Source organism: Pseudomonas sp. NFPP25, assembly GCF_900116505.1.
Classification (GTDB): Bacteria; Pseudomonadota; Gammaproteobacteria; order Pseudomonadales; family Pseudomonadaceae; genus Aquipseudomonas; species Aquipseudomonas protegens.
In genome coordinates this window covers 227556-250262 of the sequence record NZ_FPBG01000003.1, presented here as the reverse complement: position 1 = coordinate 250262, position 22707 = coordinate 227556, and the positions used below count along the sequence as shown (strand labels likewise).

At 63.9% G+C, this 22707-nt stretch carries 24 protein-coding genes; 11 read left to right on the top strand and 13 right to left on the bottom strand.

Annotation, left to right across the window (positions count from 1 at the left end):
• Positions 1–10: 10 nt before the first annotated feature.
• The 9 genes from BM382_RS13180 to BM382_RS13140 all read right to left on the bottom strand — a co-directional run bounded on the left by BM382_RS13180 (position 11) and on the right by BM382_RS13140 (position 10991).
• The gene (locus BM382_RS13180; protein WP_072443029.1) at positions 11–2566 is read right to left on the bottom strand and encodes a LuxR C-terminal-related transcriptional regulator; all 2556 of its coding nucleotides are present in this window, start codon (positions 2564–2566) and stop codon (positions 11–13) included.
• Between the two features lie 261 nt (positions 2567–2827).
• Positions 2828–4195 carry a DUF1329 domain-containing protein gene (locus BM382_RS13175; protein WP_011059318.1) on the bottom strand — a complete coding sequence of 456 codons (1368 nt, stop codon included), beginning with the start codon at positions 4193–4195 and terminating at the stop codon, positions 2828–2830.
• Between the two features lie 24 nt (positions 4196–4219).
• On the bottom strand, positions 4220–6010 hold the full coding sequence (locus BM382_RS13170) for a DUF1302 domain-containing protein (RefSeq protein WP_019093357.1): 1791 nt from the start codon (positions 6008–6010) through the stop codon (positions 4220–4222).
• A 497-nt stretch (positions 6011–6507) separates the two neighbouring features.
• Positions 6508–6867 (bottom strand): hypothetical protein, encoded by a 360-nt coding sequence (locus tag BM382_RS13165; protein ID WP_019093356.1) that lies wholly within the window; start codon positions 6865–6867, stop codon positions 6508–6510.
• Between the two features lie 183 nt (positions 6868–7050).
• Positions 7051–7962: an SDR family oxidoreductase gene (locus BM382_RS13160; RefSeq protein ID WP_011059315.1), complete on the bottom strand. Its 912-nt coding sequence runs from the start codon at positions 7960–7962 to the stop codon at positions 7051–7053.
• A gap of 138 nt (positions 7963–8100) precedes the next feature.
• A complete protein-coding gene (locus tag BM382_RS13155) occupies positions 8101–9003 on the bottom strand; it encodes an alpha/beta fold hydrolase (RefSeq protein WP_011059314.1) in 903 nt (300 codons plus the stop codon).
• Complete coding sequence (locus BM382_RS13150; protein WP_011059313.1) at positions 9003–9785, bottom strand: class II aldolase/adducin family protein; 783 nt, start codon at positions 9783–9785, stop codon at positions 9003–9005. The genes BM382_RS13155 and BM382_RS13150 overlap by 1 nt, the downstream gene beginning before the upstream one ends.
• 143 nt (positions 9786–9928) lie before the next feature.
• Entirely contained in the window at positions 9929–10615 is a 687-nt protein-coding gene (locus tag BM382_RS13145) for an LrgB family protein (protein WP_011059312.1), read from the bottom strand.
• Positions 10605–10991, bottom strand: a complete 387-nt coding sequence (locus BM382_RS13140; RefSeq protein WP_072443027.1) for a CidA/LrgA family protein — start codon at positions 10989–10991, stop codon at positions 10605–10607. Before BM382_RS13140 ends, BM382_RS13145 begins: the two co-directional genes overlap by 11 nt.
• Positions 10992–11089: 98 nt before the next feature.
• Here BM382_RS13140 and BM382_RS13135 point away from each other — a divergent pair, with 98 nt between their 5' ends.
• Positions 11090–11986, top strand: coding sequence for a LysR family transcriptional regulator (locus tag BM382_RS13135; RefSeq protein WP_011059310.1), 897 nt, complete (start codon positions 11090–11092; stop codon positions 11984–11986).
• Here BM382_RS13135 and BM382_RS13130 read toward each other — a convergent pair.
• On the bottom strand, positions 11967–12422 hold the full coding sequence (locus tag BM382_RS13130; RefSeq protein WP_015634186.1) for a flavodoxin: 456 nt from the start codon (positions 12420–12422) through the stop codon (positions 11967–11969). The two genes, BM382_RS13135 and BM382_RS13130, sit on opposite strands and share 20 nt — an antisense overlap.
• Positions 12423–12576: 154 nt before the next feature.
• Between BM382_RS13130 and BM382_RS13125 the strand changes: the two genes are divergently transcribed.
• Positions 12577–13035 (top strand): PAS domain-containing protein, encoded by a 459-nt coding sequence (locus BM382_RS13125; RefSeq protein ID WP_011059308.1) that lies wholly within the window; start codon positions 12577–12579, stop codon positions 13033–13035.
• 68 nt (positions 13036–13103) lie between these two features.
• Entirely contained in the window at positions 13104–13709 is a 606-nt protein-coding gene (locus BM382_RS13120) for a hypothetical protein (protein WP_011059307.1), read from the top strand.
• 11 nt (positions 13710–13720) lie between these two features.
• On the opposite strand, the gene BM382_RS13115 is transcribed toward BM382_RS13120, so the two are convergent.
• A complete protein-coding gene (locus tag BM382_RS13115) occupies positions 13721–14662 on the bottom strand; it encodes a MerR family transcriptional regulator (RefSeq protein WP_015634184.1) in 942 nt (313 codons plus the stop codon).
• Positions 14663–14873: 211 nt separating this feature from the next.
• Here BM382_RS13115 and BM382_RS13110 point away from each other — a divergent pair, with 211 nt between their 5' ends.
• The 6 genes from BM382_RS13110 (at position 14874) to BM382_RS13085 (ending at position 17986) form a co-directional block, all read left to right on the top strand.
• A complete protein-coding gene (locus BM382_RS13110) occupies positions 14874–15443 on the top strand; it encodes an antibiotic biosynthesis monooxygenase (RefSeq protein ID WP_011059305.1) in 570 nt (189 codons plus the stop codon).
• A 176-nt stretch (positions 15444–15619) separates the two neighbouring features.
• Positions 15620–16330: a dihydromonapterin reductase gene (gene folM, locus BM382_RS13105; RefSeq protein ID WP_072443025.1), complete on the top strand. Its 711-nt coding sequence runs from the start codon at positions 15620–15622 to the stop codon at positions 16328–16330.
• A gap of 23 nt (positions 16331–16353) precedes the next feature.
• Positions 16354–16914, top strand: a complete 561-nt coding sequence (gene folE / locus BM382_RS13100) for a GTP cyclohydrolase I FolE (RefSeq protein WP_011059303.1) — start codon at positions 16354–16356, stop codon at positions 16912–16914.
• 2 nt (positions 16915–16916) lie between these two features.
• Positions 16917–17297: a dihydroneopterin triphosphate 2'-epimerase gene (gene folX / locus BM382_RS13095; RefSeq protein ID WP_011059302.1), complete on the top strand. Its 381-nt coding sequence runs from the start codon at positions 16917–16919 to the stop codon at positions 17295–17297.
• Between the two features lie 42 nt (positions 17298–17339).
• A complete protein-coding gene (locus tag BM382_RS13090; protein ID WP_169892840.1) occupies positions 17340–17651 on the top strand; it encodes a DUF1244 domain-containing protein in 312 nt (103 codons plus the stop codon).
• On the top strand, positions 17648–17986 hold the full coding sequence (locus tag BM382_RS13085) for a HopJ type III effector protein (protein ID WP_019093350.1): 339 nt from the start codon (positions 17648–17650) through the stop codon (positions 17984–17986). The genes BM382_RS13090 and BM382_RS13085 overlap by 4 nt, the downstream gene beginning before the upstream one ends.
• 146 nt (positions 17987–18132) lie before the next feature.
• Here BM382_RS13085 and trxB read toward each other — a convergent pair whose 3' ends face one another.
• Entirely contained in the window at positions 18133–19095 is a 963-nt protein-coding gene (trxB, locus tag BM382_RS13080; RefSeq protein WP_011059299.1) for a thioredoxin-disulfide reductase, read from the bottom strand.
• A 310-nt stretch (positions 19096–19405) separates the two neighbouring features.
• On the opposite strand from trxB, the gene cysZ reads away from it, so the two are divergent.
• Together cysZ and BM382_RS13065 are read left to right on the top strand one after the other, a co-directional pair.
• A complete protein-coding gene (gene cysZ / locus BM382_RS13070) occupies positions 19406–20155 on the top strand; it encodes a sulfate transporter CysZ (RefSeq protein WP_011059298.1) in 750 nt (249 codons plus the stop codon).
• A gap of 45 nt (positions 20156–20200) precedes the next feature.
• Complete coding sequence (locus BM382_RS13065) at positions 20201–21481, top strand: glycosyltransferase family 4 protein (protein ID WP_011059297.1); 1281 nt, start codon at positions 20201–20203, stop codon at positions 21479–21481.
• Here the strand turns inward: BM382_RS13065 and BM382_RS13060 are convergent.
• Positions 21478–22581 carry an NADH:flavin oxidoreductase gene (locus BM382_RS13060; RefSeq protein ID WP_011059296.1) on the bottom strand — a complete coding sequence of 368 codons (1104 nt, stop codon included), beginning with the start codon at positions 22579–22581 and terminating at the stop codon, positions 21478–21480. The genes BM382_RS13065 and BM382_RS13060 overlap by 4 nt on opposite strands.
• Between the last annotated feature and the right edge of the window lie 126 nt (positions 22582–22707).

Below are 22707 nucleotides of genomic sequence, written 5' to 3'. Positions count from 1 at the left end.
CCGCTAGCGCTCAACTCATCAGCCCCAGGGCCTGGGCCTTGGCTACCGCCTGGGTACGCCGCTCCACCCCCAGTTTGCTGTGAATCCGGCGCCCGTGGGTCTTCACGGTATGCAGGGAAATGAACAATTGCTCGGCGATCTGCTGGTTTGAACAGCCCTGGGCGATCAGTTGCAGCACTTGCAGTTCCCGCAGGCTGAGCAGGCTTTCGCGGTTTTCCAGGGGGCCTGCCGATGATGGCGTCTGCAGCGCTTCCCCCGCAGCCAGCAAGAGTGGTTGCCGCAGGCGCAGTTCGTGCAGTGCCTGCGGCAGGTTGCATCGCTGCACCAGTGCCTGCCCCGCCTGCAATGCTTCCTGCGCCAGCGCCGGGTTGCCTTGCAGGTGGGCGACCTCGGCCAGGGCCAGTTGCACCTCGGCCTCCAACCCCTGCATGCCGTGGCGTTGGGCCCGGGCCAGCAGCCCCTGCAAGGTAGCGATCGGCGCCTGGGCCCGCCCCAGGTGCACCTCGGCCAGCACCAGCAGGTATTCGATCCCCGGAATCAACTCCAGGGTGGCCGGTGGCGCCTGTAGCGCCTGGGGGCCGCGAAAGTGCCGGAGCAAGCGGCTCAAGGCCTCCTGAGCCAGCTCCGGTCGCCCCTGTTGCAGCCAGAGCTGGCTGCTGACCTGCAACAGCACGCCCCGGTACACCGTGTCGGGAATCTGCCGCTGCTGCATCAGCCGCTCCGCATCCCGCAGGCGTACGAAGGCCTGGGCATAATCACCCTGGTTGGCCGCCAGTTGGGCCTGGCCGAGGAAACCATACAAGGCACGCTTGTCGTGGCTCAGCAGGCAATCCTCGAGGCCGCTGCGAAAGTAGCCGGCCGCCTGCTCTGCATGCCCCTGGCGCAAGGCCAGGCGACCGAGACGCAGGGCGATGCGACCGAGCAGCGGGGTCGCCCGCAGCGCCTGCATCGACAAGCGCTCACAGACCTGCTCCAGCAGGCTCTGGGCCCGATGCGGCGCGCCCCTTTGCTCCAGCAACTGGGCATGGTCCAGTTCCAGCAGGCCTTCGAACAGCTGGGCATCCTGGGCCCGGGCCAGGCACAGGGCTTCACGATTGAGGGCCTGGGCCACATCCAGCTCCGCACCCAGCAGGGCCTGCTGGGTCAGCCCCGACAGGCACAGCAGGCGGGTGGTCCAGGCGCTGTCCGCCAGCTCATCCAGGGCCTCGATAAAATGCTGCCGCGCCGCCGCCATCCGCCCGCTCAGGTGCAGCAGCCAGCCCTGCTGTGCCTGCCAGCGGGCCAGCAACTGACGCTGCTGCGCTGCCGAGGGCTGGGGGGCGAACCGGGCCATCTGCGCCATGCACTGCCCGGCCTGCTCGAAGCGCCCGGCAAACAGCATGGCCGCAACCAGCAGCCCCACCAGGTGCGGCGACACCAGCAAGAGTTCGCCACCGTGGCGCTCATGCAGTTGCAGCAACAGCAGCGCATTGTCCTGCTGGAACAGGAACTCGAAACTGAAATGCTCCAGCAGGCTGACCGCGACTTCATACTCTTCGGCCCACAGCGCCTGCTCAAAGGCCGACTGCCAATCCTCCTGGGCAATGAACCACTGGCAGGCCCGGCGATGCCAGGAGCGCCCGCCCGGCCAGGCCTCGTCGCGCATCAGCCGGGCCAGCGGCGGAAACACCTGGAGCCAGTCGCCGCCACCGTCCCAGGGTTCGATGAAGCAGGCCATGTCCTGCAAGGTCCGCAGGTACTGGGCCCCCTCCCCGACGCCGAACAGATGCTCGCACAGCTCGGCGTTGAAACGTGGCAGGTGCGCCAGTACTTGCCAGACTTGCGCCAGCTCCGCCGGCAGCACGCTGAACAGCTCGTGCTCCAGGTACTCCAGCAAGGTATTGGGGCGCCCCGGCTTGCAGGGCTGAATCGTCAGCTCGCTGCCTTCCAGCAAGGCAATGCGCACCCCGGCGCACCAGCCGCCACTGCGTTGCAGAATGCGACTGGCGGTCTGCGCACACAGGGGTTGCGGCAGCCGTTGCAGCAGTTGCTCGATCTCGATCTGGCTGAATGCCAGTGCCGGGCCGTCCAGCTCGAACAACTGATCGTCCAGCAGCAGGCGTGGCCAGTTGCACAGGGGCCGGCGACGGCAACCCAGCCACCAGGTCAACTGCGGGTTGTCCAGGCTCAGCAGGCGATCGAGCAGCAGGTCCAGGTCCGCAGCCGCGACCCGGCAATAGTCATCGATGAAGATCCAGGCCGGCGCCTGCAGGTGCGCTAGGTGCTGCAGCACCGTGGCTTCGTCATCGCGCTCCAGCCCCAGGGCCTGGGCCAGGGCAGCGCACAGCCCCTGCGGGCTATGCCGCCCGCCGGACAACGGCAACCAGCTCACCCGGCAGGTCTCCGGTGCCTGTTGCAGGCACTCAGCCAGCAGCGCCGTCTTGCCGCTGCCGGCAGGCGCGCAAAGCAGCTTGACCCGCGCACCGGAGGCCAGCAACGGCGCGCTGAGGCGGCTGCGGGAAAAATGATGGGAGGACAAACGGGGCATGAACCCGGGACGCTCTGGACAACGAGTCATGGCGGTCATTGCGGCGTGCCTTTTTATAGTTTTAGCCAGCGTAGCCCCACCCTAGCCCCGACCTCCCGGCCAGTTGAAGAAGTATTCAGCAGGCTGATCAGCCCCCATAAAAAAACCGACCAGGCAGTCGGATAACTGCCAGTCAAGAGGAACGCAGTATTGCCGCGACTGTGGCGAGCAAGCTCGCTTGCCAGGACTGGCCGCCCTAAAAAACCGCACGCCCCAAGAGCGTGCGGCTCGACCATTGCTCCACTGCAACCCAAGAGGCGCTTAGCGCACTCCGCTGGCGCGCAGGGCCGCCGGGGTGTAGTCCGCCGCCTTGGCGGCAAAGCCGAACTCCAGGCTGTGCTTCTCTTCGTTCTTCATGCCCAGGGCCAGGTAACGGCCGGCGTTCAGGTCATACAGGGCCTCCAGGGTGTAGGCCGGTACCTGGTGGTCGTAGTAGTACTGCGCATGACCTTCGGCTACCCGCCACAGTTGGCCGCGTCCGTCATAGTGGTCCACCAGGGCCACCTGCCAGCTGTCCTCGTCGATGTACATGTGCCGAGTGGCGTAGATGTGCCGCTGGTTGGGCTTGACCGTGCCCACCACTTCCCACACCCGGTGCAGTTCATAGCGGGTCAGGTCCTGGTTGATGTGCCCGGCCTTGACGATGTCGTCGTACTTGAGGCTCGGGGAATCCAGCTTGTAGCTGTTGTAGGGGATGTACATCTCCTTCTTGCCCACCAGCTTCCAGTCGTAACGGTCGGGAGCACCGGAGAACATGTCGAAGTTGTCCGAGGTGCGCAGGCCGTCGGCGGCGGTGCCCGGGCCATCGTAGGCCACTTGCGGGGCGCGGCGCACGCGACGCTGGCCCGCGTTGTAGATCCATGCCGAACGCGGTTCCTTGACCTGGTCCAGGGTCTCGTGGACCAGCAGCACGTTGCCCGCCAGCCGCGCCGGGGCGGTCACCGACTGCTTGAAGAAGTTCTGCACGTTGGCCGCCTTGGCCGGGTCCAGGTCCGGGATCAGTTGCGGCGCCGCCACCTCTTCCTCGAAACGGATCGAGGTGTAGCTGCCGTTGGTCTGCGGGGTGACCTGGGTGACGATGCGCTTCTGGTTGCCGCCGTGATAACGGGTCAGGTGGTTCCACAGCACCTCGATGCCGTTCTTCGGAATCGGGAAGGCGTAGTAACGGTTGCCGGTAAAGTTGGCCAGGCCGTTGCCGTCGTTGGTGGTGGTCACGCTCAAGGCGCTGCGCTTGGCCGACTCGTAGATCTCGGGTGGCAAACCGACGCTGCGGTGAGTGGGGTAGACCGGGATCCGGTAGCTGTCCGGGTAGCGCTTGAACATCGCCACCTGGCCGTCCGAAAGCTTGTCCTTGTATTTGTCCACCGTCGCCGCGGTGATGATGAACAGCGGTTTTTCATTGGCGAACGGGTCGGCGAGAAAGCCCTTGCTGTCCACCGCCCCGGCATTCTTGGGAATGCCTCCGGTCCAGGCCGGGATCGAGCCGTCGGCATTACCGGCTTTTTCCGCACCCACCGGGGTCAGGCTGGTTCCCAGCTTGGCGGCCTCTTGCGGGCTCACGGCGGCCATCAGGTTGGCCGCCCACAACCCCAGTGCCAGGGCGCTGCATTGCAGAATCATCTTGCGCATTCAAATGCTCCTTCTTGTGCCGGTTCAGAAGTTCACGCCAAAGCTCAACGCGAGGAAGTCCCGGTCGGTCAGGGTGTTGTAGCGCCCGCCAAAAAAGTCGGTGTAGCTGAGGCTGGCGGTGTAGGTGTTGCGGTAGTCGGCATCCACGCCAACGCTCAGGGCCTTGGCGCCCTGGTTGAACAGGCCGTTGGGCCCGTAGCCGTTGACGTCATGGGACCAGGAAAGGTTGGGCTTGAAGTTGATGCCGGCGATCACGTTGCTGTAGTCGAGGATGGCCCGGGCGCGATAGCCCCAGGAGGTGGCCGTGACGAAACCGTCGGTGTCGCCCCCATAGCCGTATTGGCCGTACACCGAGTCCCGGCCGTAGCGCAGCTTGCTCTTGTCTTCCAGGCCTCCGACGTGGACCACTGCCGCCTCGCCCACCAGGGTCAGGCGGTCGGCCCCCAGCACCTGATCGAAGAACTGGGTCATGGAACTCTGGATCTGAGTGATTTCCTTGCGCCGGTAGCCGGTGTTGTCGGCCCCCATGGCGGTCTTGATCGGCGACGCCGCGCCCCCGGAAATAGGGTTGAGCAGGGCCAGGGTCAGGTCGTTGGTGTTGACCTGCACCGGCGCGTTGGGCCGATAGCTGATCTCGCCGGTCCAGGCGGTGCCGGTGGGCAGGGTGGTGGAGAAACTGGCGCCATACAGGCGGATGTCTTCCGGGTATTCGAGGTAGTACTGGCCACGGCCAAGCATCACGCTTTGCACCAGGCCACTGCCAGAACCCGGAACGATGCCGTTGGCGACGCCGGCAATCGCGCCCAGGGTCGCCGGACTCACATTGGCGGTGGTGGTACTCACCACCGGGCTGCGGGAGTGGTAGTTCATGAAGTACAGGCCGTACTCGGTGTCATCGCCGAGCCAGCGCAGGGCGGCGCCCCACTGCCCGGAGTCGCGGGCATCACGATCACCGCCGCGGGGCAGGATCACCCCTTCGCGGGTCACCTGGAAGCCCTGGCCGAAGGCCGCCGCCACCGGCTGCAACGGCGCGATGGCCGGGCTGCCGACGGTGTAGCCGGTGGTGCAGCCATCGGCCACCACGTCGTTGCCGAAGAAGGTGCCGCAGTTGTCCACCACGGTCTGGTCCCACTCCAGCTGATAGAAGCCTTCCACGGTCAGCTGGTTGGTCAGGCCCTGGGAAGCGAACAGCATGTTCACCGGCACCAGGCCTTCCTTGATTTCGGCGCCGGGGCGGCGAAAGGCCGAGACGTCCACAGGGTTGATGCTGTTGATGGAGTTGCCGATGAAGGTGCTCTCGCCCCAGCTGACCACCTGCTTGCCGGCACGCACGGTACCCGGCAGGTCGGCAATGGAATAGTTGTGGTAGACGAAGGCATCGAGGATCTGCGCCCCCGAGGACTTGGCGCCCTCCTTGCGGTTGTGGTCGCTGATGGGCTTGAACTCGCGGTCTTCGTCCTTGAGCTCGAAGTCGTACCAGTACTTGCCGCGAACGAAGACCCCGGTGTCGCCGTACTTGAGTTCCAGGTCATGCAGGCCCTTGAAGATCTTCGAGAAGGTTTCGCCCTTCTTGAAGTTCAGGCGGCCATCGTCGCCGGTGGACGACTGGGCGGTACCGCCATTGACCGTTCCGACGAAGGCGCGGTCGGCATTGCGCATGCCCCAGCTGGCACCAACCGATAGCGACGAGTCGAACTGCCCTTCGATTTCCCCGATGTTGAACGACACCGCCTGCGCCTGGGCGCAGCAGCCCAGCGCCACCGCGACGGCCAGCGCCTGCGGTTTGAAGATGGCGCGCATTGTTATTCTTGTCATGCGTCTTCCCCGGTGAGTGACAGGAGGCCTCACCCTACTGCCGGGGTAGCACGGTCGATAAGCGCACCAAGGAGGTATTCGCGCTGTCACTCGAAGGGATTAGTGCCCTTGCCATCAGGGCCGTTCAAGGGGTTATCCAGCGGCTGGATGCAGGCTTATCAGGGGCGTCGATGCAGGGGGATGATCGGGGCGAAAAAACGCTCAGACTGTTGCTCAGGCTGTAACAGTCCTTGTCCTGAATCGCTATTTTTCCGTACCCGGCCAGGGCTTATTCTTCACTCGCAGTCACGGCAAACAACCGCTTGCCACTGACCTTGCAAGTACCGGGCACGAGCTGTTCCCGGGAATGATTTCCAGCCGCTTGAAGGCGTGTGATTCAAGCTGCTGCCCCTGGTTCACCGACGTTGATTTTGTAGCTCCTTGATCTAACGTCTTGCTTCGGCCGCTGCTCTTGCAGCGGCCTTTTTTATGCCTGGAACACCAGAGGAAAGTGGCAACTACGCCGCGTCGTCCTCGCTCTCGTCGTAATGAAACTTGTGCAGCAGACGGTGCGCCACTGGGGACAGGATCAAGCCCAGGGTGGCAGCGAAGACCAGATTGGTATAAAGCCCGTAGCTGGCAAAAAACAGTTTGCCACCAGGGGTTTGCGGCATGTTGATGGGGCCGATGCCGCCGAGGATCATGGCCGCGTCATACAAGGCGTCATGGAAGGAAATGTCTTGTTCGAAGTACAGCAGGCCGCTGATACCCAGCAGCACCGAGAAGATGATCAGCGCCAGCACCACCAGCCCATGCATGCATAAACGGCGGATGAACAGCAGCCGCGACAATACCGGCTGATCCTTTGACTCATACATATGCAGCACCCCCTGTTCGTTCGCGGACCGTCGAGCATAGTGACGAACGCTGCAGGAGTAAAACCGCCGGGGCCAGGGCCCGGCGGGGTGATGCATCCAGTGCTGAAAACCCGGCACACTTAGCGCCAGAAGCCGGCCCCTATCACCCAGGCACAGGCGATAGGGGATGGACAAAGGGGCGTTTCAGAGGGCGTACTTTTGCAGATTCTGCATCATCTCCTTCAATGCCTCGATATTGTCCTTGGGGTGCGCCGCGCCCTCGAAGTCGCAGATCTGCTGCCAGTGGGCCGCCACGTCTTCCGGGGAAAAGCCCTGGCGAGGATCGAAGCCGGCGCCCAGGCTGCGCTCCCAGCGCACCTTGCCGATCCAGCCGCCGCCCACTTCGAACAGGCCGGAGGTTTCCTGGCACTGCTCGCTGCCCAGGTACACCACCAGCGGGCTGACCAGTTCGGGCTTGAGCTGCTCGAACACCTGGGGCGGAATCAGCCCCTCGGTCATCCGCGTGCCGCCGGTGGGCGCGATGGCGTTGACCAGGATGTTGTTCTTGCGCCCTTCGATGGCCAGGGTCCGGGTCAGGCCGTACAGGCCGAGCTTGGCCATGCCGTAGTTGGACTGGCCGAAGTTGCCATAGATGCCCGAGGTGGAAGCGGTGAAGATCACCCGCCCATACCCCTGGTCGCGCAGGTGTGGCCAGGCGGCGCGGGTGACCTTGTAGGCCCCCTCGACATGCACCCGATACACCAGGTCCCAATCGGCGTCCTCCATCTTGTGAAAGGTCTTGTCCCGCAGGATCCCCGCGTTGTTGACCACCACATCGACCCGGCCAAACACATCCAGGGCGTTCTGCACGATCTTTTCACCGTCGGTGACCGAGTCATGGCTGGCTTCGGCGATACCGCCGGCCTCGCGGATCTGCGCCACCACGCGGTCGGCGGCCGAAGCGCTGGCGCCTTCGCCCTGGGCCGAGCCGCCGAGGTCGTTGACCAGCACCTTGGCGCCGTGCCGGGCGAACAGCAGTGCATGGGCCCGGCCCAGGCCACCGCCGGCTCCGGTGACAATCACCACTTTATCTTCCAAGCGCACAGACTCACTCATACCGAACTCCAGCAGGGCCAATGGACAATGCTTCGAGTGTCAGGCAGCCAGCCTTTGGTCACAATAAAAACGTTTTGACCTGAATGGTGCGCAATAAGGCAGCGGGATAATCGCCTTGCCCGCTCAAGGCCGCGGGGTTCAGGAACACGCCAACCGTGATGATGGCGACAGCAGATTGTCGCGAAACTCCAGATAATGCTTGAGCACCGCCAGGGGCGCTTCGATCTGCGGGTAATGCCCGATGTTCGGCAGCAGCACCGTGTCGGCCCGTGGGATCAATTGCCGATAGCGCTCCACCATGTGTGCCCCGGAAATCGGGTCCAGGGCACCATCGATCACCCGCAGGGGCACCTCGCCGCGCTGCATGGCACTGACCCAACGTTCACGCCGGGCCCGGCGTTCAGGGATGTAGCCGATCAGCTTGTGCAGGATTCTCGGGCCATCGTTGCTCTGCACCAGGCTCCAGAAATCATCCAGCACCGACTCGCTGGGGCGGTTCTGGGGGCCGAATATCTGCCGGAAACTCTTGGCCAGGCCCTGGCGGCTGAACGTGCGCCCGAGCATCCAGCCCAGCGGGCTGAGCAGCAGCTTCTGGGTCAGCACCGGGCGATGGGTTTCCGGAAACAGGCCGCCGTTGAGAAACACGCAACTGGCGATATCGATCCGCTCTTCGTAGTGCCGGGCCAGCAACTCCTGGGCAACGCTGTCGCCGTAGTCGTGGGCCAGCAGATGCACCGGCTCGGCGATACCCAGATGGGCCAGCAGCGCCTGCTGCAGGTCAGCCTGCTCCAGCAGGCTGTAGTCATGCTCCAGGGGCTTGGCCGAATCGCCGAAGCCCAGCATGTCGCAGGCGATCATCTGATGATGCCGGGCCAGGGGCTGCCACAGGTAGTGCCAGTCCCAGCTGGCGGTGGGAAAGCCATGGATCAGCAGCAGCGGCTCGCCCTGCCCGGCCACCCAGTAACGGATGCGCTGGCCGCGAAAGAGCAGGTCATGTCCGCGTGTACGCCACACGCACAGCGGGATCTCGGCAATAGGCATCAGAGTGTGTAACCCGGGTCGAGTTGATCGAGTTTGCGCAGCAGGGCCGGCCAGGCCAGAGCGCCGCCCATGCCCTGAGCGCTGCGGGTGACACCAGCGATCATCGCCCTGGCCCCGGCCAGGATCGGCGCAGGGATGGCAATCAGCTCGGCGCCGCCGTTCTGCGCCAGCACCTGGATCTCGCAGGCGCGCTGGAAGGTGAACATCATCAGGAAGGTGTCGGCGATGGTCGCGCCGCAGGTGAGCAGGCCATGGTTGTGCAGCATCAGGAAACTGTTGTCCCCCAGGTCGGCCTGCAGCCGGACCTTCTCCTCGGGGTTCAGGGCCACACCTTCATAGGGGTGGTAACCCAGGCTCGACAACACGAACAGCGACTGCTGGCTGATGGGCAACACGCCCTGCTTCTGCGCCGACACCGCAACCCCGGCCGCGGTATGGGTGTGCAGCACGCAAACCACATCGTGACGCACCGCATGCACCGCGCTGTGAATGGTGTAGCCCGCCGGGTTGATCTCGTAGGGGCTGTCCATCAGCTTGTTGCCGGCCTGGTCGACCTTCACCAGGCTCGACGCGGTGATCTCGTGGAACATCAGGCCAAACGGATTGATCAGGAAATCTTCGGTGCCCGGCACCTTGGCGGATATGTGGGTGAAAATCAGGTCGTCCCAGCCATGCATCGCCACCAGGCGATAGCAGGCGGCCAGGTCCACGCGGGTTTGCCACTCGATGGCGCTGACCTGGTTTTTTACACTCGGTGTCGATTGAACGGGGGCTAGGCTCACGGCAAGGACCTCGGTGATGGTTCTTATAGGAAGAGGACCTCCAGAGTCTAGACAGCTCACGCCGCTGGCGGAGTTGCATTGGCAGCCAGCTTGATGGCCGTGCGGGTCAGCCGGGAATCAGGCCCTGGCCCGGGGCTTGCGCGTCAAAGCAACGACGCCAGCAAAGGCGCGGCGAACAGGTTCAGAAGCCCGGTCAGGACCATCACCAGCCCTGCCACCGAACCTTCTTCACCCCCCACTTCATGGGCCCGGCTGACCCCTGCACCATGGGCCCCGACGCCAAACAGGGCGCCGCGGGCCAGGGCGCTGCGCAGCGGCAGCCAGCGCAGCAGCACACCGCCGAGCATGGCCCCGAATACCCCGGTGAACATCACGAATACCGCGGTCAGCTCGGGTACGCCGCCCAGGTCATGGGCCAGGGGCATGGCGAACGGCGTGGTGATGGAGCGCGGCACCAGGGACAGGGTCACCGAGCTGTCCAGGGCCAGGGCCTTGGCCAGGCCGAACGAGCTGCCAATGGAAGCCGCGCTGCCCGCCAGCATGCCCAGCAGCAATGCCGACCAGTGGCGCATCAGCAGTTGCCGCTGCTGCCAGATGGGAATGGCGAAGGCCACGGTCACCGGCCCCAGTACCAGCATCAGCCAGTGGGTATTGGCGGCGTATTCGGCGTAGGCGGTGTGCAGCGGCACGGCGACCGCCAGCAGCAGGGCCGGCACCAGAATCAGCGGCGACAGCAGGTAGCGCCCGGTGCGCCGGTAGATCCAGCGGCTGAACAGGTAGGCGCCCAGGGTCAGGGCCAGCCAGAACACCGGCATGGCTTCAAGCTTCATGGCGCATCCTCCAGCGGCACACCAATTCCACGGTCAAGGCTGTCACCAGCATCACCAGCAGGGTGCTGACGCCTATTACCAGCAGAATCCGCCAGCCGTCCTGGCGCAGCAGGCCGCCGTAGTCCAGCAGGCTCATCAGTGCGGGAATGAAGAACAGCAGCATCTCGGCCATCAACAGGCCGGCCCCCAGCTGCAGGGCCGCCGGCTTGATCCAGCCCAGGGCGAAGGCCAGCAGCAACAGCGCAAGGCCCATGACCCCACCGGGAATCGGCCAGGGCAGCCAGCTGGCCAGTTGGCAGCCGAGAAAATAGATGGCCAGCAGCACCGCCAGTTCAAGAATCAGGCGGCCCAGGCGTTTGCAGGTGGAAATGTTCATGGTGGTTCGGTCCTCTCAGGGGCTTATTTTATGAAAAGCCCCATCATTACCGAAGCGAATTGTTAGACTGGAAGCCATTCCAATCTGGAATCAACGCCATGGATTTCAAACAACTGCGCAGCTTTGTCGAGGTCATCCGCCAGGGCGGCTTCACCCAGGCGGCCAGGACCCTGCACATCAGCCAGTCGGCGGTCAGCAAGCAGATCGCCCAGCTGGAACAGAGCCTCGGCACGCCCTTGCTGGAGCGCCAGGGTTCGCATATCCACCTCACCGCCGCCGGCAACGTGGTGCTGCAACGGGCCGAAGGCATGTTGCGCCTGCGCCACGAACTGCTCAGCGAACTGGACGACCTGAGCCAGCTGGCACGGGGTGAACTGCGCCTGGGGCTGCCGCTGCTAGGCAGTGACGCGCTGTTCGCCAGCCGTTTTGCCGAATACCGCCGGCGCTATCCGAATATCCAGGTGCAGTTGCTCGAAGGCGGCAGCCTGAATGTCGAACAGGCGGTGCGCAACGGCGAACTGGAACTGGGGGGAAGCCTGACCCCCAAGGACCCGGCGTTCGCCTACCAGCCCTTCTGCGATGAACCGCTGGATGCCTTGCTGCCCGCCGATCACCCCTTGGCGATGAACGCCCAGGTACGCCTGGAAGAACTGGCGGACACGCCGTTCCTCCTGTACCAGCGCAGTTTCGTGCTCAACGACCGGCTGTTGCAGGCCTGCCAGCAGGTGGGTTTCACCCCCAGGGAAGGCGGGCGCAGCGGCCAGGCGGATTTCCTGGCGGCGCTGGTGGCCGCCGGCCAGGGCGTGGTGCTGTTGCCCAGTGTGGTGGCCCGTGGCCTGGTGCGGCCTGGGGTGGTGCGCCTGACCTTGAAGGCGCCGGACTACCTGCGATGGGATATCGCCTTCATCTGGCGCCAGGGCGCTTATCTGTCCAAGGCAGCACAAGCCTGGCTGGCGCTGCTGCGGGAACAGCCGGTCAGCCCCGCAGGGCGCTGATCAGCTCGGCCAGCCAGGGCTCGGCGTCGGTTTCCGGGGTCACGCTCTCGCTGGCGTCCAGGCGCAGCATGGGCAGCACTTCCTGCACGCCCAGCTCGGCGAACAGCTCGCGCATCTGCTCGCCACCGCCACAGAAGGTATCGCCGTAGCTGGAATCCCCCAGGCCGATGACCGCTCCGGGCAACCCGCGCCAGGCGGCGGGCAACTGATCGCGAATACTCGAATACAGCGGCAGCAGGTTGTCCGGCAACTCGCCCATGCCGGTGGTGGAGGTCACGGCCAGAAACGCCTGCGGGGCGAAGGCCTGAAGCTCGGCCAGAGTGGCGCGCGGGTTGTGCCAGGCCTCGAAACCTGCGGCGTTGAGGAGTTTGGCGGCATGCCGGGCGACTTCTTCAGCCGTGCCGTACACCGAGCCGGAAAGGATGGCGACTTTCATCAATCTGATCCTGAAGCTGACTAAAAGGCTGGGATATTAACAGCTACGGAGTAAAATCCCGCCTGTGCCGCCACCTCTGCTGCAAAGCGCTGGTGGACAGCGGGCCAGCCTCTCTTACACTCCAGCACTTGCTGATCGAAAGCGGAACTTCAGGATGATCAACGCTCATCTGCTGCAACGGATGATCAACGCCTCCAACGACGGGATTGTGGTCGCCGAGCAGGAAGGCGAAGACAACATCGTGATCTATGTGAACCCGGCCTTCGAGCGGCTGACCGGCTACAGCGCCGACGAAGTGCTGTACCAGGATTGCCGCTTCCTGCAATCCGGGGACCGTGACCAGCCAGGCCTGGAAGTGATCCGCCAGGCCCTGCGACAAGGCCGGCCGTGCCGCGAGGTGCTGCGCAACTACCGCAAGGACGGCAGTCACTTCTGGAATGAGCTGTCGATCACCCCGGTATTCAATGACAGTGATCAGCTGACCTATTTCATCGGCGTGCAGAAAGACGTCAGCGTCCAGGTCAAGGCCCAGCAACGCTTGCTCCAGCTGGAGCAGCAACTGGCCGAAGTGCAAGCTGAACTGGCCGCCCTCAAGGCGACCAGCGGCCACTAATAAATCGCGGAATTCGTGGTCGTAGGGATATTCCCCGCCGATCTGTCCTCCACCCTCCGAGCAACATCATGCAGCGTGACGCCCTCCTCACCCAGGATGAACTGGACTTCATCCAGACCATGCAGCACAACCCGCAGCTCAATGTGCGTGATACCACCTCGAGCCTGATGGTCAATGGCGGCGCGCAGATCCGTGACCTGCTGACGCGCCTGGCGGCCAATGAAAAGGTCACCATCCAGGCCCGTTTCGACAACCAGCAGATGACCTTCCCGCTGCAGCTGGTGGAAGACGAATTTCATGCCCTGCACCTGCGGCTGGGGGTGCCGAGCATCTTCGAGGATGGGCCCATGGTGCGCCCCTGGCGCCTGGCCCTGGAGCAGCCGGTGGCCCTGGAAAATGCCAGGGGCCAGCCTGGCCGCCTGTGGGTTCGGGAGGTCTCGTTCAAGGGGATATTGGTGGAGATCCGCAACGGTACCCGGCCACCGCGGCAGTTCGCCCAGTGGTTCAGCCCCTCGGGCTATGAACGGATTGCCCTGCACGGGCGCTTCGAGCGCCAGACCGAAGCCGGTTTCTACGCCTACCGCCTGGATCAGAGCGACCTGGAAGAAACCGAGCGCCTGCGCCAGTTCATCCTCCAGCAGCACCGCCACAGCCATCCGGCATTGCACGCCTGAAGGCTAGCGCCTCAAAGGAACCCGCGCAGGCGCTGCTGCATCAAGCGCCCCTCGTTACCCAGGCAAGCCACCGGCGAACCGACCAGGCTGTCCTGGGCCAGGTCCGCCGCGTCCCCGGCCAGCAGCAATGGGCAATCCAGGGTCAGTGCCAGGCGCTTGAGGCGCTTGGGCAACTCGGCCGAGGGTGCGTGATTGGAAAACACCACCAGGGCTACCGGCGCGACCTTTTCGCAGACCAGGGTCAGTTCCTCCAGCGGCACACCCGCGCCTAGAAGGCGCACACCGATCGGGTCCTGCCCGAGCATCAGCGCCGCCACCAACAGCTCCAGTTCGCGGCATTGCTCATTGAGCGCCGTCAGCAGCAGATAGCGGCTCTGGGTGGCGCGTTGCAACAGCAGGCGCTGGGTAATCCGCGCCCGCAGGAAGCCATCCAGGAACAGCCATTCGCTGGTCTGGCCAAAAGCCTCGCGCGCCAGCAGTAACTGCTTCCAGAACGGCAGGAAGATGTCCTGGAACACCACCGGCAAGGCATAGCTGGAGAAGATCTGCCCGTAGAGGCGCTCAAGCTGCTCCTCATCGAACGCGCTGACCGCCAGCTTCAATTGATCGCGCCACTGGCCGTATTCGCCCTGCAAGCCGCCATCCACCGGAGCCTTGAGCTGGGCCTGGGCAGCCCGGCCCTTGGCCAGGATCTTGCCCACTTTGCTCACCGCCACGCCGCGTTCGATCCAGCCGAGAATCTCACGCACCGCCTCAACATCGTGCATGGAGTACAGGCGATGCCCACTTTCGGTGCGTGTCGGCTGAATCAGACCGTAGCGTCGTTCCCAGGCCCGCAGGGTCACCGGGTTGATTCCGGTCAGGCGCGCCACCTCACGGATCGGAAACAACTCGTCCTGACGAACGGCTTCGGGGGCGTGAGGGGCGGGGGCAAGTTCAGTCATGACGGGCATCTGGGAAGAAAACACCGGGAAACAAAGTGGCGATCATTCTACTCCCCTCAGGTGGCGATGCTTCAAGCACGAGAAAAACCGACCGCCGTCATTGGTGCCTGGGCAGCAATCAGGAATAATCCTTGCTTGCTTCAGGCGCGGCCCGCCACCCCGGTGCCTCGTCAAGCGACTGCCTTACCCAGGCAGCGCATTGGTTTTACGGAGATACATAATGTCTACCTCACCCGTCACCCTGATGGTTGCCCGGCGCGTTGCCGACGGCCGTTACCAGGACCTGATCGCCTGGCTGCGCGAAGGCGAACAACTGGCCACCGACTTTCCCGGCTACCTGGGTTCCGGCGTTCTTGCGCCGCCACCCAACGATGACGAATTCCAGATCATCTTCCGCTTCGCCGACGAATCCACCCTGCATACCTGGGAACACTCCGCCTCGCGTACGGCCTGGCTGGCCCGGGGCAGCGACCTGTTCGCCCACCCTTCGGAGCACCGGGTCAGCGGTATCGACGGCTGGTTCGGCGCCGCCGGCCATCGCCCGCCGCGCTGGAAGCAGGCCGTGGCCATCTGGCTGGCATTCTTCCCGGTGTCGCTGCTGTTCAACTTTGTCCTGGGCCCGTTGCTCGGCGACCTGAGCCTGCTGCCTCGGGTATTTGTCAGCACCCTGGCCCTGACCCCGCTGATGGTCTATTTCTTCATTCCGCTGTCCACCCGGCTGCTGGCCAACTGGCTCAACAGCACACCGGCCCGACCGCTGCCGGCCACCCCCTCGACGCAGAATCCGTGATTCGCCGGCAAGCCGGCTCCTACCACACCTCGCGCAATATTTGCGCCTACCGTAGAAGCTGGCTTGCCAACGAAAAGACCCCGCAAGATCGCATTCGCCGGCAAGCCCGTTGCCTGCAGGCACAGGGCCTTCCCTCGCTGGTATAGTTTTCCCACTACCCGCGACGCGAGCCCTTCATGAACACCTCTCCTGCCCCGATCCTGATCACCGGCGCCAGCCAGCGAGTCGGCCTGCATTGCGCCCTGCGCCTGCTCCAAGACGGGCAGCCGGTGATCGTCACCTACCGCAGCCAGCGCCCGGGCCTTGAGGCCCTGCGGGAAAAGGGCGCGACCCTGCTGTTCGCCGATCTCTCCAGCGAAACCGGGATCCTGGCCCTGATCACCGAGCTGAAAAACCGTACCCAGAGCCTGCGGGCCATCGTCCACAACGCCTCGGAATGGCTGGAGGAGAGCCCTGGCGACGAAGCAGCGGCCTTTGCCCGGATGTTCGGCGTGCACATGCTGGCGCCCTACCTGATCAACCTGCATTGCGCCGAGTTGCTGCAGCGCTCGAGCCCGGCAGACATCATCCACATCAGCGACGACGTGACTCGCAAGGGCAGCAGCAAGCACATCGCCTACTGCGCCAGCAAAGCCGGCCTGGACAGCCTGACCCTCTCCTTCGCAGCGAAATACGCCCCGACAATCAAGGTCAACGGCATTGCCCCGGCCCTGCTATTGTTCAACCCCGACGACGACGCGGCGTACCGCGCCAAGACCCTGGCCAAATCCGCGCTGGGCATCGAACCCGGCAGCGAAGTGATCTACCAGAGCCTGCGCTATCTGCTGGACAACCCCTATGTCACCGGCACCACCCTGACCGTCAACGGCGGGCGGCACCTCAAGTAAGCCGGCCCCTGTGAGGACCTTGCATGACCCTTTCCCTGCCCCAGCACTATCGCGAGATCCTCAAGGACCTGGGCGAAGACCCCGAGCGCGAAGGCCTGCTCGATACCCCCAAGCGCGCGGCCAAGGCCATGCAGTACCTGTGTCACGGCTACGGCCAGTCGCTGGAGGACATCGTCAACGGCGCGCTATTTGCTTCCGACAGCGATGAAATGGTGATAGTCGCCGACATCGAGCTGTATTCCCTGTGCGAACATCACCTGCTGCCCTTCATCGGCAAGGCCCATGTGGCTTATATTCCTACCGGCAAGGTCCTGGGGCTGTCGAAGATCGCGCGGATCGTCGACATGTTCGCCAGGCGCCTGCAGATCCAGGAAAATCTCACTCGGGAAATCGCCGACGCGGTACAGAGCGTGACTCAGGCCGCCGGCGTCGCGGTGGTGATCGAGGCCAAGCACATGTGCATGATGATGCGCGGCGTCGAGAAACAGAATTCCACCATGCACACCTCGGTGATGCTCGGCGCCTTCCGCGATTCGAGCACCACTCGCCAGGAATTCCTGCAATTGATTGGACGGAGCAAGTAGCAATGCCACAACTTCAGCCAGGAATGGCTCGTATCCGAGTCAAGGACCTGCTCCTGCGGACCTACATCGGAATCAACGAGGAAGAGATCCTCAACAAGCAGGATGTGCTGATCAACCTGACCATCCTCTACGCGGCCCAGGACGCGGTGCGGGACAACGACATCGACCACGCACTGAACTACCGCACCATCACCAAGGCGATCATTGCCCATGTCGAGGGCAACCGCTTTGCCCTGCTGGAGCGCCTGACCCAGGAGCTGCTGGACCTGGTGATGAGCAACGCCTCGGTGCAGTACGCCGAAGTCGAAGTCGACAAACCCCACGCCCTGCGTTTTGCCGAGTCGGTGTCCATCACCCTCGCGGCCAGCCGCGCCAGCGCCTAGAAAACTGCCACAAGTGGCAAGTGCCCGCCTGGGCGCTTGCCCCTGTCCCGGAGAAACCCCATGACTGAACAACAACGCCTGGAACTGGAAGCCGCGGCCTTTCGCCGCCTGGTGGCCCACCTGGACAGTCGCAAGGACGTGCAGAACATCGACCTGATGAACCTCGCCGGGTTCTGCCGCAACTGCCTGTCCAAGTGGTACAAGGCCGAGGCCGACGAACGCCAGATCGAGGTCAGCCTCGATGACGCTCGTGAAGTGGTGTATGGCATGCCCTACGCCGAATGGAAAAATCTCTACCAGAAAGAAGCCAGCGCCGAGCAGCAAGCGGCGTTCGCCAAAGGAAAACCCCAATGACTGACCTGAACACCCTGCGCGCCAGCCTGAACAGCGGTGAACACGCTTTTGCCGACACCCTGGCCTTTGTCGCCGCCGGCTATGACTACCAGCCCCAGGCCTTCAACAACGGCGGCGTGGAAAACGCCGCCGGGCAGAACGAAGGTTCGTGCAAGACCTTGGGCCTGGCCCTGCTGGAAGGCCTGAGCGACGAAGAGGCCCTGCTGGCCTTCGGCGAACACTACCGCTCGGTACTGGCCACCCCCGAAGGCACTGACCACGGCAATATCCGCGCCCTGATCGTTCACGGCCTGGCCGGGGTCAAGTTCTCCGCCCAGCCGCTGACCCGCCGCTGATCCGCATTCTGTAGGAGCTGGCTCGCCAGCGAAGGCGTCAGCACAGCGGCGCAAGGCTCGAGGGCCTGTTCGCCGGCAAGCCGGCTGCTACCGTGCAACACCCATAAAAAAACCGGCTTGCGCCGGTTTTTTTTATGGGTGGCAAATCAGAACGAAGCGTTCTGCAGGCCGTCCAGGTAACGCTCGGTGTCCAGTGCCGCCATGCAACCGGCGCCGGCCGAGGTGATGGCCTGGCGATAAACGTGGTCGGCCACGTCGCCGGCAGCAAAGATGCCCTCGACGCTGGTGGCGGTGGCATTGCCGTCACGGCCGCCCTGCACGACCAGGTAACCGTCCTTGAGGGTCAACTGGCCTTCGAACAGCGAGGTGTTCGGGGTGTGGCCGATGGCGATGAACACGCCGTCGACCTTCAGCTCGTCGAAGCTACCGTCGTTGTTCTTCAGGCGGGCACCGGTCACGCCCATGTTGTCACCCAGGACTTCGTCCAGGTTGGCATTGAGCTTGAGGATGATCTTGCCTTCGGCCACCCGGGCGTTGAGCTTGTCGATCAGGATCTTCTCGGCGCGGAAGGTTTCGCGACGGTGGATCAGGGTCACGGTGCTGGCGATGTTGGCCAGGTACAGCGCTTCTTCAACAGCGGTGTTACCGCCACCGACCACTGCCACCGGCTTGTTGCGATAGAAGAAGCCGTCGCAGGTGGCACAGGCGGAAACACCCTTGCCCATGAACGCTTCTTCCGAAGGCAGGCCCAGGTAGCGAGCGCTGGCACCGGTGGCGATGATCAGGGCGTCGCAGGTGTAGGTCGCGCTGTCACCGGTCAGGGTGTAGGGCTTGGCTGCGAAGTCCACGGCATTGATGTGATCGAAGACGATTTCTGTCTCGAAACGCTCGGCGTGCTCGCGCATCCGCTCCATCAGGGCCGGGCCGGTCAGGCCGTGCACGTCACCGGGCCAGTTGTCGACTTCGGTAGTGGTGGTCAGCTGGCCACCGGCCTGCATGCCGGTAATCAACAGCGGCTTCAGGTTGGCACGGGCGGCATAGACGGCGGCGCTGTAACCGGCAGGGCCGGAACCGAGAATAATCACACGCGAATGGCGTACTTCAGACATGACTCACTCCTATCGACCGGCCCGGCTAGCCTGGCGCGGAACGCCGGATTGCCGGCTGGAATAAAAAAGGACGGCGAAACCTTGGGGAAGGCTTGAACTCGTCCGTCCAAAAAATAATGGGTGAAGCGTATAGAGGGGGCGAAGATTAAGGAAATACGGTTTAACAATCCAGCTCATAGGCGGTCTCTATCCTCAGGAGGCCTATTTGAAAGGGTCTTTGTTACCGTTGATGTCGACCGCTTCGCCGTGCTTTCGCCCCCAGGACAAAGCCGGTAAGGTCGGCGCGTTTTCATTCTGCTCGGAGCGCTCTATGCCCGCCCCTGTCCTGTCCGGCCCGCAATACCTGCGTGAAGGCCTGAAGCTGGTCCTCAGCCCCGGCCTGCGCCTGTTCGTGCTCCTGCCCCTGGCAATCAACCTGGTGCTGTTCGTCGGATTGATCTATTTCGCCGGCCATCAATTCAGCCTCTGGGTCGATGCGCTGATGCCGTCCCTGCCCAGTTGGCTGAGTTTCCTCAGCTATGTCATCTGGCCGCTGTTCGTGGTGCTGGTGGCCTTCATGGTGTTTTTCAGCTTCACCATGCTGGCCAACATCATCGCCGCACCCTTCAACGGTTTCCTCTCGGAAAAAGTCGAAACCGTGGTGCGCGGCACCGATGATTTCCCGCCCTTCAGCTGGGGTGAGCTGATTGCCATGATCCCTCGCACCCTGGCGCGGGAAATGCGCAAGCTCGGCTACTTCCTGCCCCGGGCCATCGGCCTGTTCATCCTCTCGCTGATTCCGGTGGTCAACCTGATTGCCGCGCCGCTGTGGCTGCTGTTCGGTATCTGGATGATGGCTATCCAGTACATCGACTACCCGGCGGACAACCACAAGATGAGCTGGCAGGACATGCTCGCCTGGCTGCGCCAGAAGCGCTGGCAGAGCCTGGGCTTTGGCGGCATCGTCTACCTGGCGCTGCTGATCCCGCTGGTCAATATCCTGATGATGCCGGCCGCCGTGGCCGGTGCCACGCTGTTCTGGGTGCGTGAACGCGGGGTGGAGAACCTGCCGGCCAAATAAGGCCGGGGCGTCATAAATCCATCATCGCAAGGTCACAATGGCGACATGGCCTCAGCCGACACTGAGGCCATGACGACAGCTCTGCATATCACCCTCATCACTGAAACCTTCCCACCGGAAATCAATGGCGTGGCCAATACCCTTGGCCGCCTCTGCGAGGGCCTGCGCGCCCGTGGGCATCAGGTTGAGCTGGTGCGCCCGCGCCAGGGTTGCGACCAGAGCCGGGCCAGCGACGAAGCCCTGCTGCTGTGCCGGGGCTGGCCGCTGCCGGGCTACCCGGGGCTGCAATGGGGCCAGTCGTCGATGCACAAGCTGCTGCGACGCTGGAAACGCCAGCGCCCGGACGTGCTCTATATCGCCACCGAGGGGCCGCTGGGGCTGTCTGCGCTGCGGGCCGCCAAGCGCCTGGGAATCTCCGTGGTCAGCGGCTTTCACACCAACTTCCAGCAGTACTCCAGCCAATATGGCCTGGGTTTGCTGACCCGCCTGCTGACCCACTATCTGCGCTGGTTCCACAACCGCTCGCAACTAACCCTGGTACCCAGCGCCAGCCAGCACCTGGAGCTGGAGCGCCGGCATTTCGAACGCCTGGCCTTGCTGTCCCGGGGCGTCGACAGCCAACTGTTCCACCCGGCCAAGCGGCTCGATACGCTGCGGGCCGACTGGGGCCTGGGCACCGATGACCTGGCGGTGATCCACGTTGGGCGCCTGGCGCAGGAGAAGAACCTGGGCTTGCTCAAGCGCTGCTTCGAACGCCTGCAGGCGACTTATCCACAGCGCAGGATGAAGCTGATCGTGGTGGGTGACGGCCCGCAGCGTGGGGCTCTGGAAAAAAGCCTGCCCGAGGCCCTGTTCTGTGGCAGCCAGCGGGGCGAAGCCCTGGCCGCCCACTACGCCTGCGGGGATCTGTTCCTGTTTCCCAGCCTCACCGAAACCTTCGGCAACGTGGTGCTGGAGGCTCTGGCCTCGGGGCTCGCGGTGGTGGCCTACGATCAGGCTGGCGCAGCCCAGCATATCCGCCATGGCTACAACGGTGTGCTGGCCATGCCCGGCGACGAAAGCGCCTTCTGCGACGCTGCCAGCTGGCTGCTGGAAGAACCGGAAACCTTGCGCCGGGTGCGCCTCAACGCCCGCCAGCATGCCAGCCGCCAGGGCTGGGCCGCGGTTATCGAGCAGTTTGAAGATCGCCTGCGCAGTGCCTGCGAGCACGGGCCGGCCGAGGATTACGAAGGGCTTATCGAAGCGACGGTCAAACCCCGCAGCGCCGTGGAGACACTCGGCACGGCAAGGGGGCTGCCCCCCTCGCCGCCCGGAGCCGGCAGTTAAACCAGGGTCGTCAGAGCGTCACGGCTGAACGGCAGGATGTCCTGCTCGCGACCTTCACGGACTTTCTGCGCCCAATCCGGATCCACCAGCAGTGCACGGCCCACGGCCACCAGATCGAACTCGTCGTTATTCAGACGCTGCAGCAGGTTTTCCAGGCTGGCCGGCTGCGCCACCTTGTCGGTGTTGACCATGAACTGCAGGAACTCGCCGTCCAGGCCGACGCTGCCCACGGTGATGGTGGGCTTGCCGGTGAGTTTGCGAGTCCAGCCCGCCAGGTTGAGGTCGGAACCTTCGAACTCAGGCTCCCAGAAGCGGCGGGTCGAGCAGTGGAAGATATCCACACCGGCATCCGCCAGCGGCTTGAGGAAGGCCTCCAGAGCTTCCGGGGTCTGCACCAGGCGCGCGCTGTAGTCCTGTTGCTTCCACTGGGAAAAACGCAGGATGATCGGGAAATCCGGACCGACGGCAGCCCGTACGGCCTGGATCAGCTCAATGGCGAAGCGCGAGCGCTGGGCCAGGTCGCCACCGTATTCATCGGTACGCTGGTTGGTGCCTTCCCAGAAGAACTGGTCCACCAGGTAACCATGGGCACCATGGATCTCCACGCCGTCCATGCCGATGCTCTGGGCATCCTTGGCGGCCTGGGCAAAGGCTGCGATCACCTCCTGGATGTCCTGGTGGGTCATGCCGTGCACCAGCACCTTGCCGTCCTTGAGCTTCTCGGTGGGGCCGTAGCCGGGCACGCTGGCGTCCGGCTCGGTGCCCAGGCGCCGCACATTGCCCACATGCCAGAGTTGCGGGACGATCTTGCCGCCTTCGGCGTGGACCGCATCCACCACCTTCTTCCAGCCGGCCAGGGCCGCCTCGCCATGGAACTGCGGCACATTGGGGTAACCATTGGCAGCCTGGTGACCCACCGTGGTGCCCTCGGTAATGATCAGGCCGACACCCGCAGCAGCGCGGCGGCGGTAATACTCGATGACCTTGGAGTTGGGCACGCCACCGGGGGAAAACGACCGGGTCATTGGTGCCATCACCACGCGGGTCGGCAGTTCCAGCGCGCCGAGTTGAAAGGGTTTGAACAAGGCTTGAACAGGCATGCTGCGCTCCGAGAAAAAGGCTTGAGTCGATATTCGACGCACAAGACTGCGCCGGGTACCGGCCCCGGCGCACTTATGATGAGGATAATATTCCCCCCTCAATGCGCTGCACAGCATTATTGATTT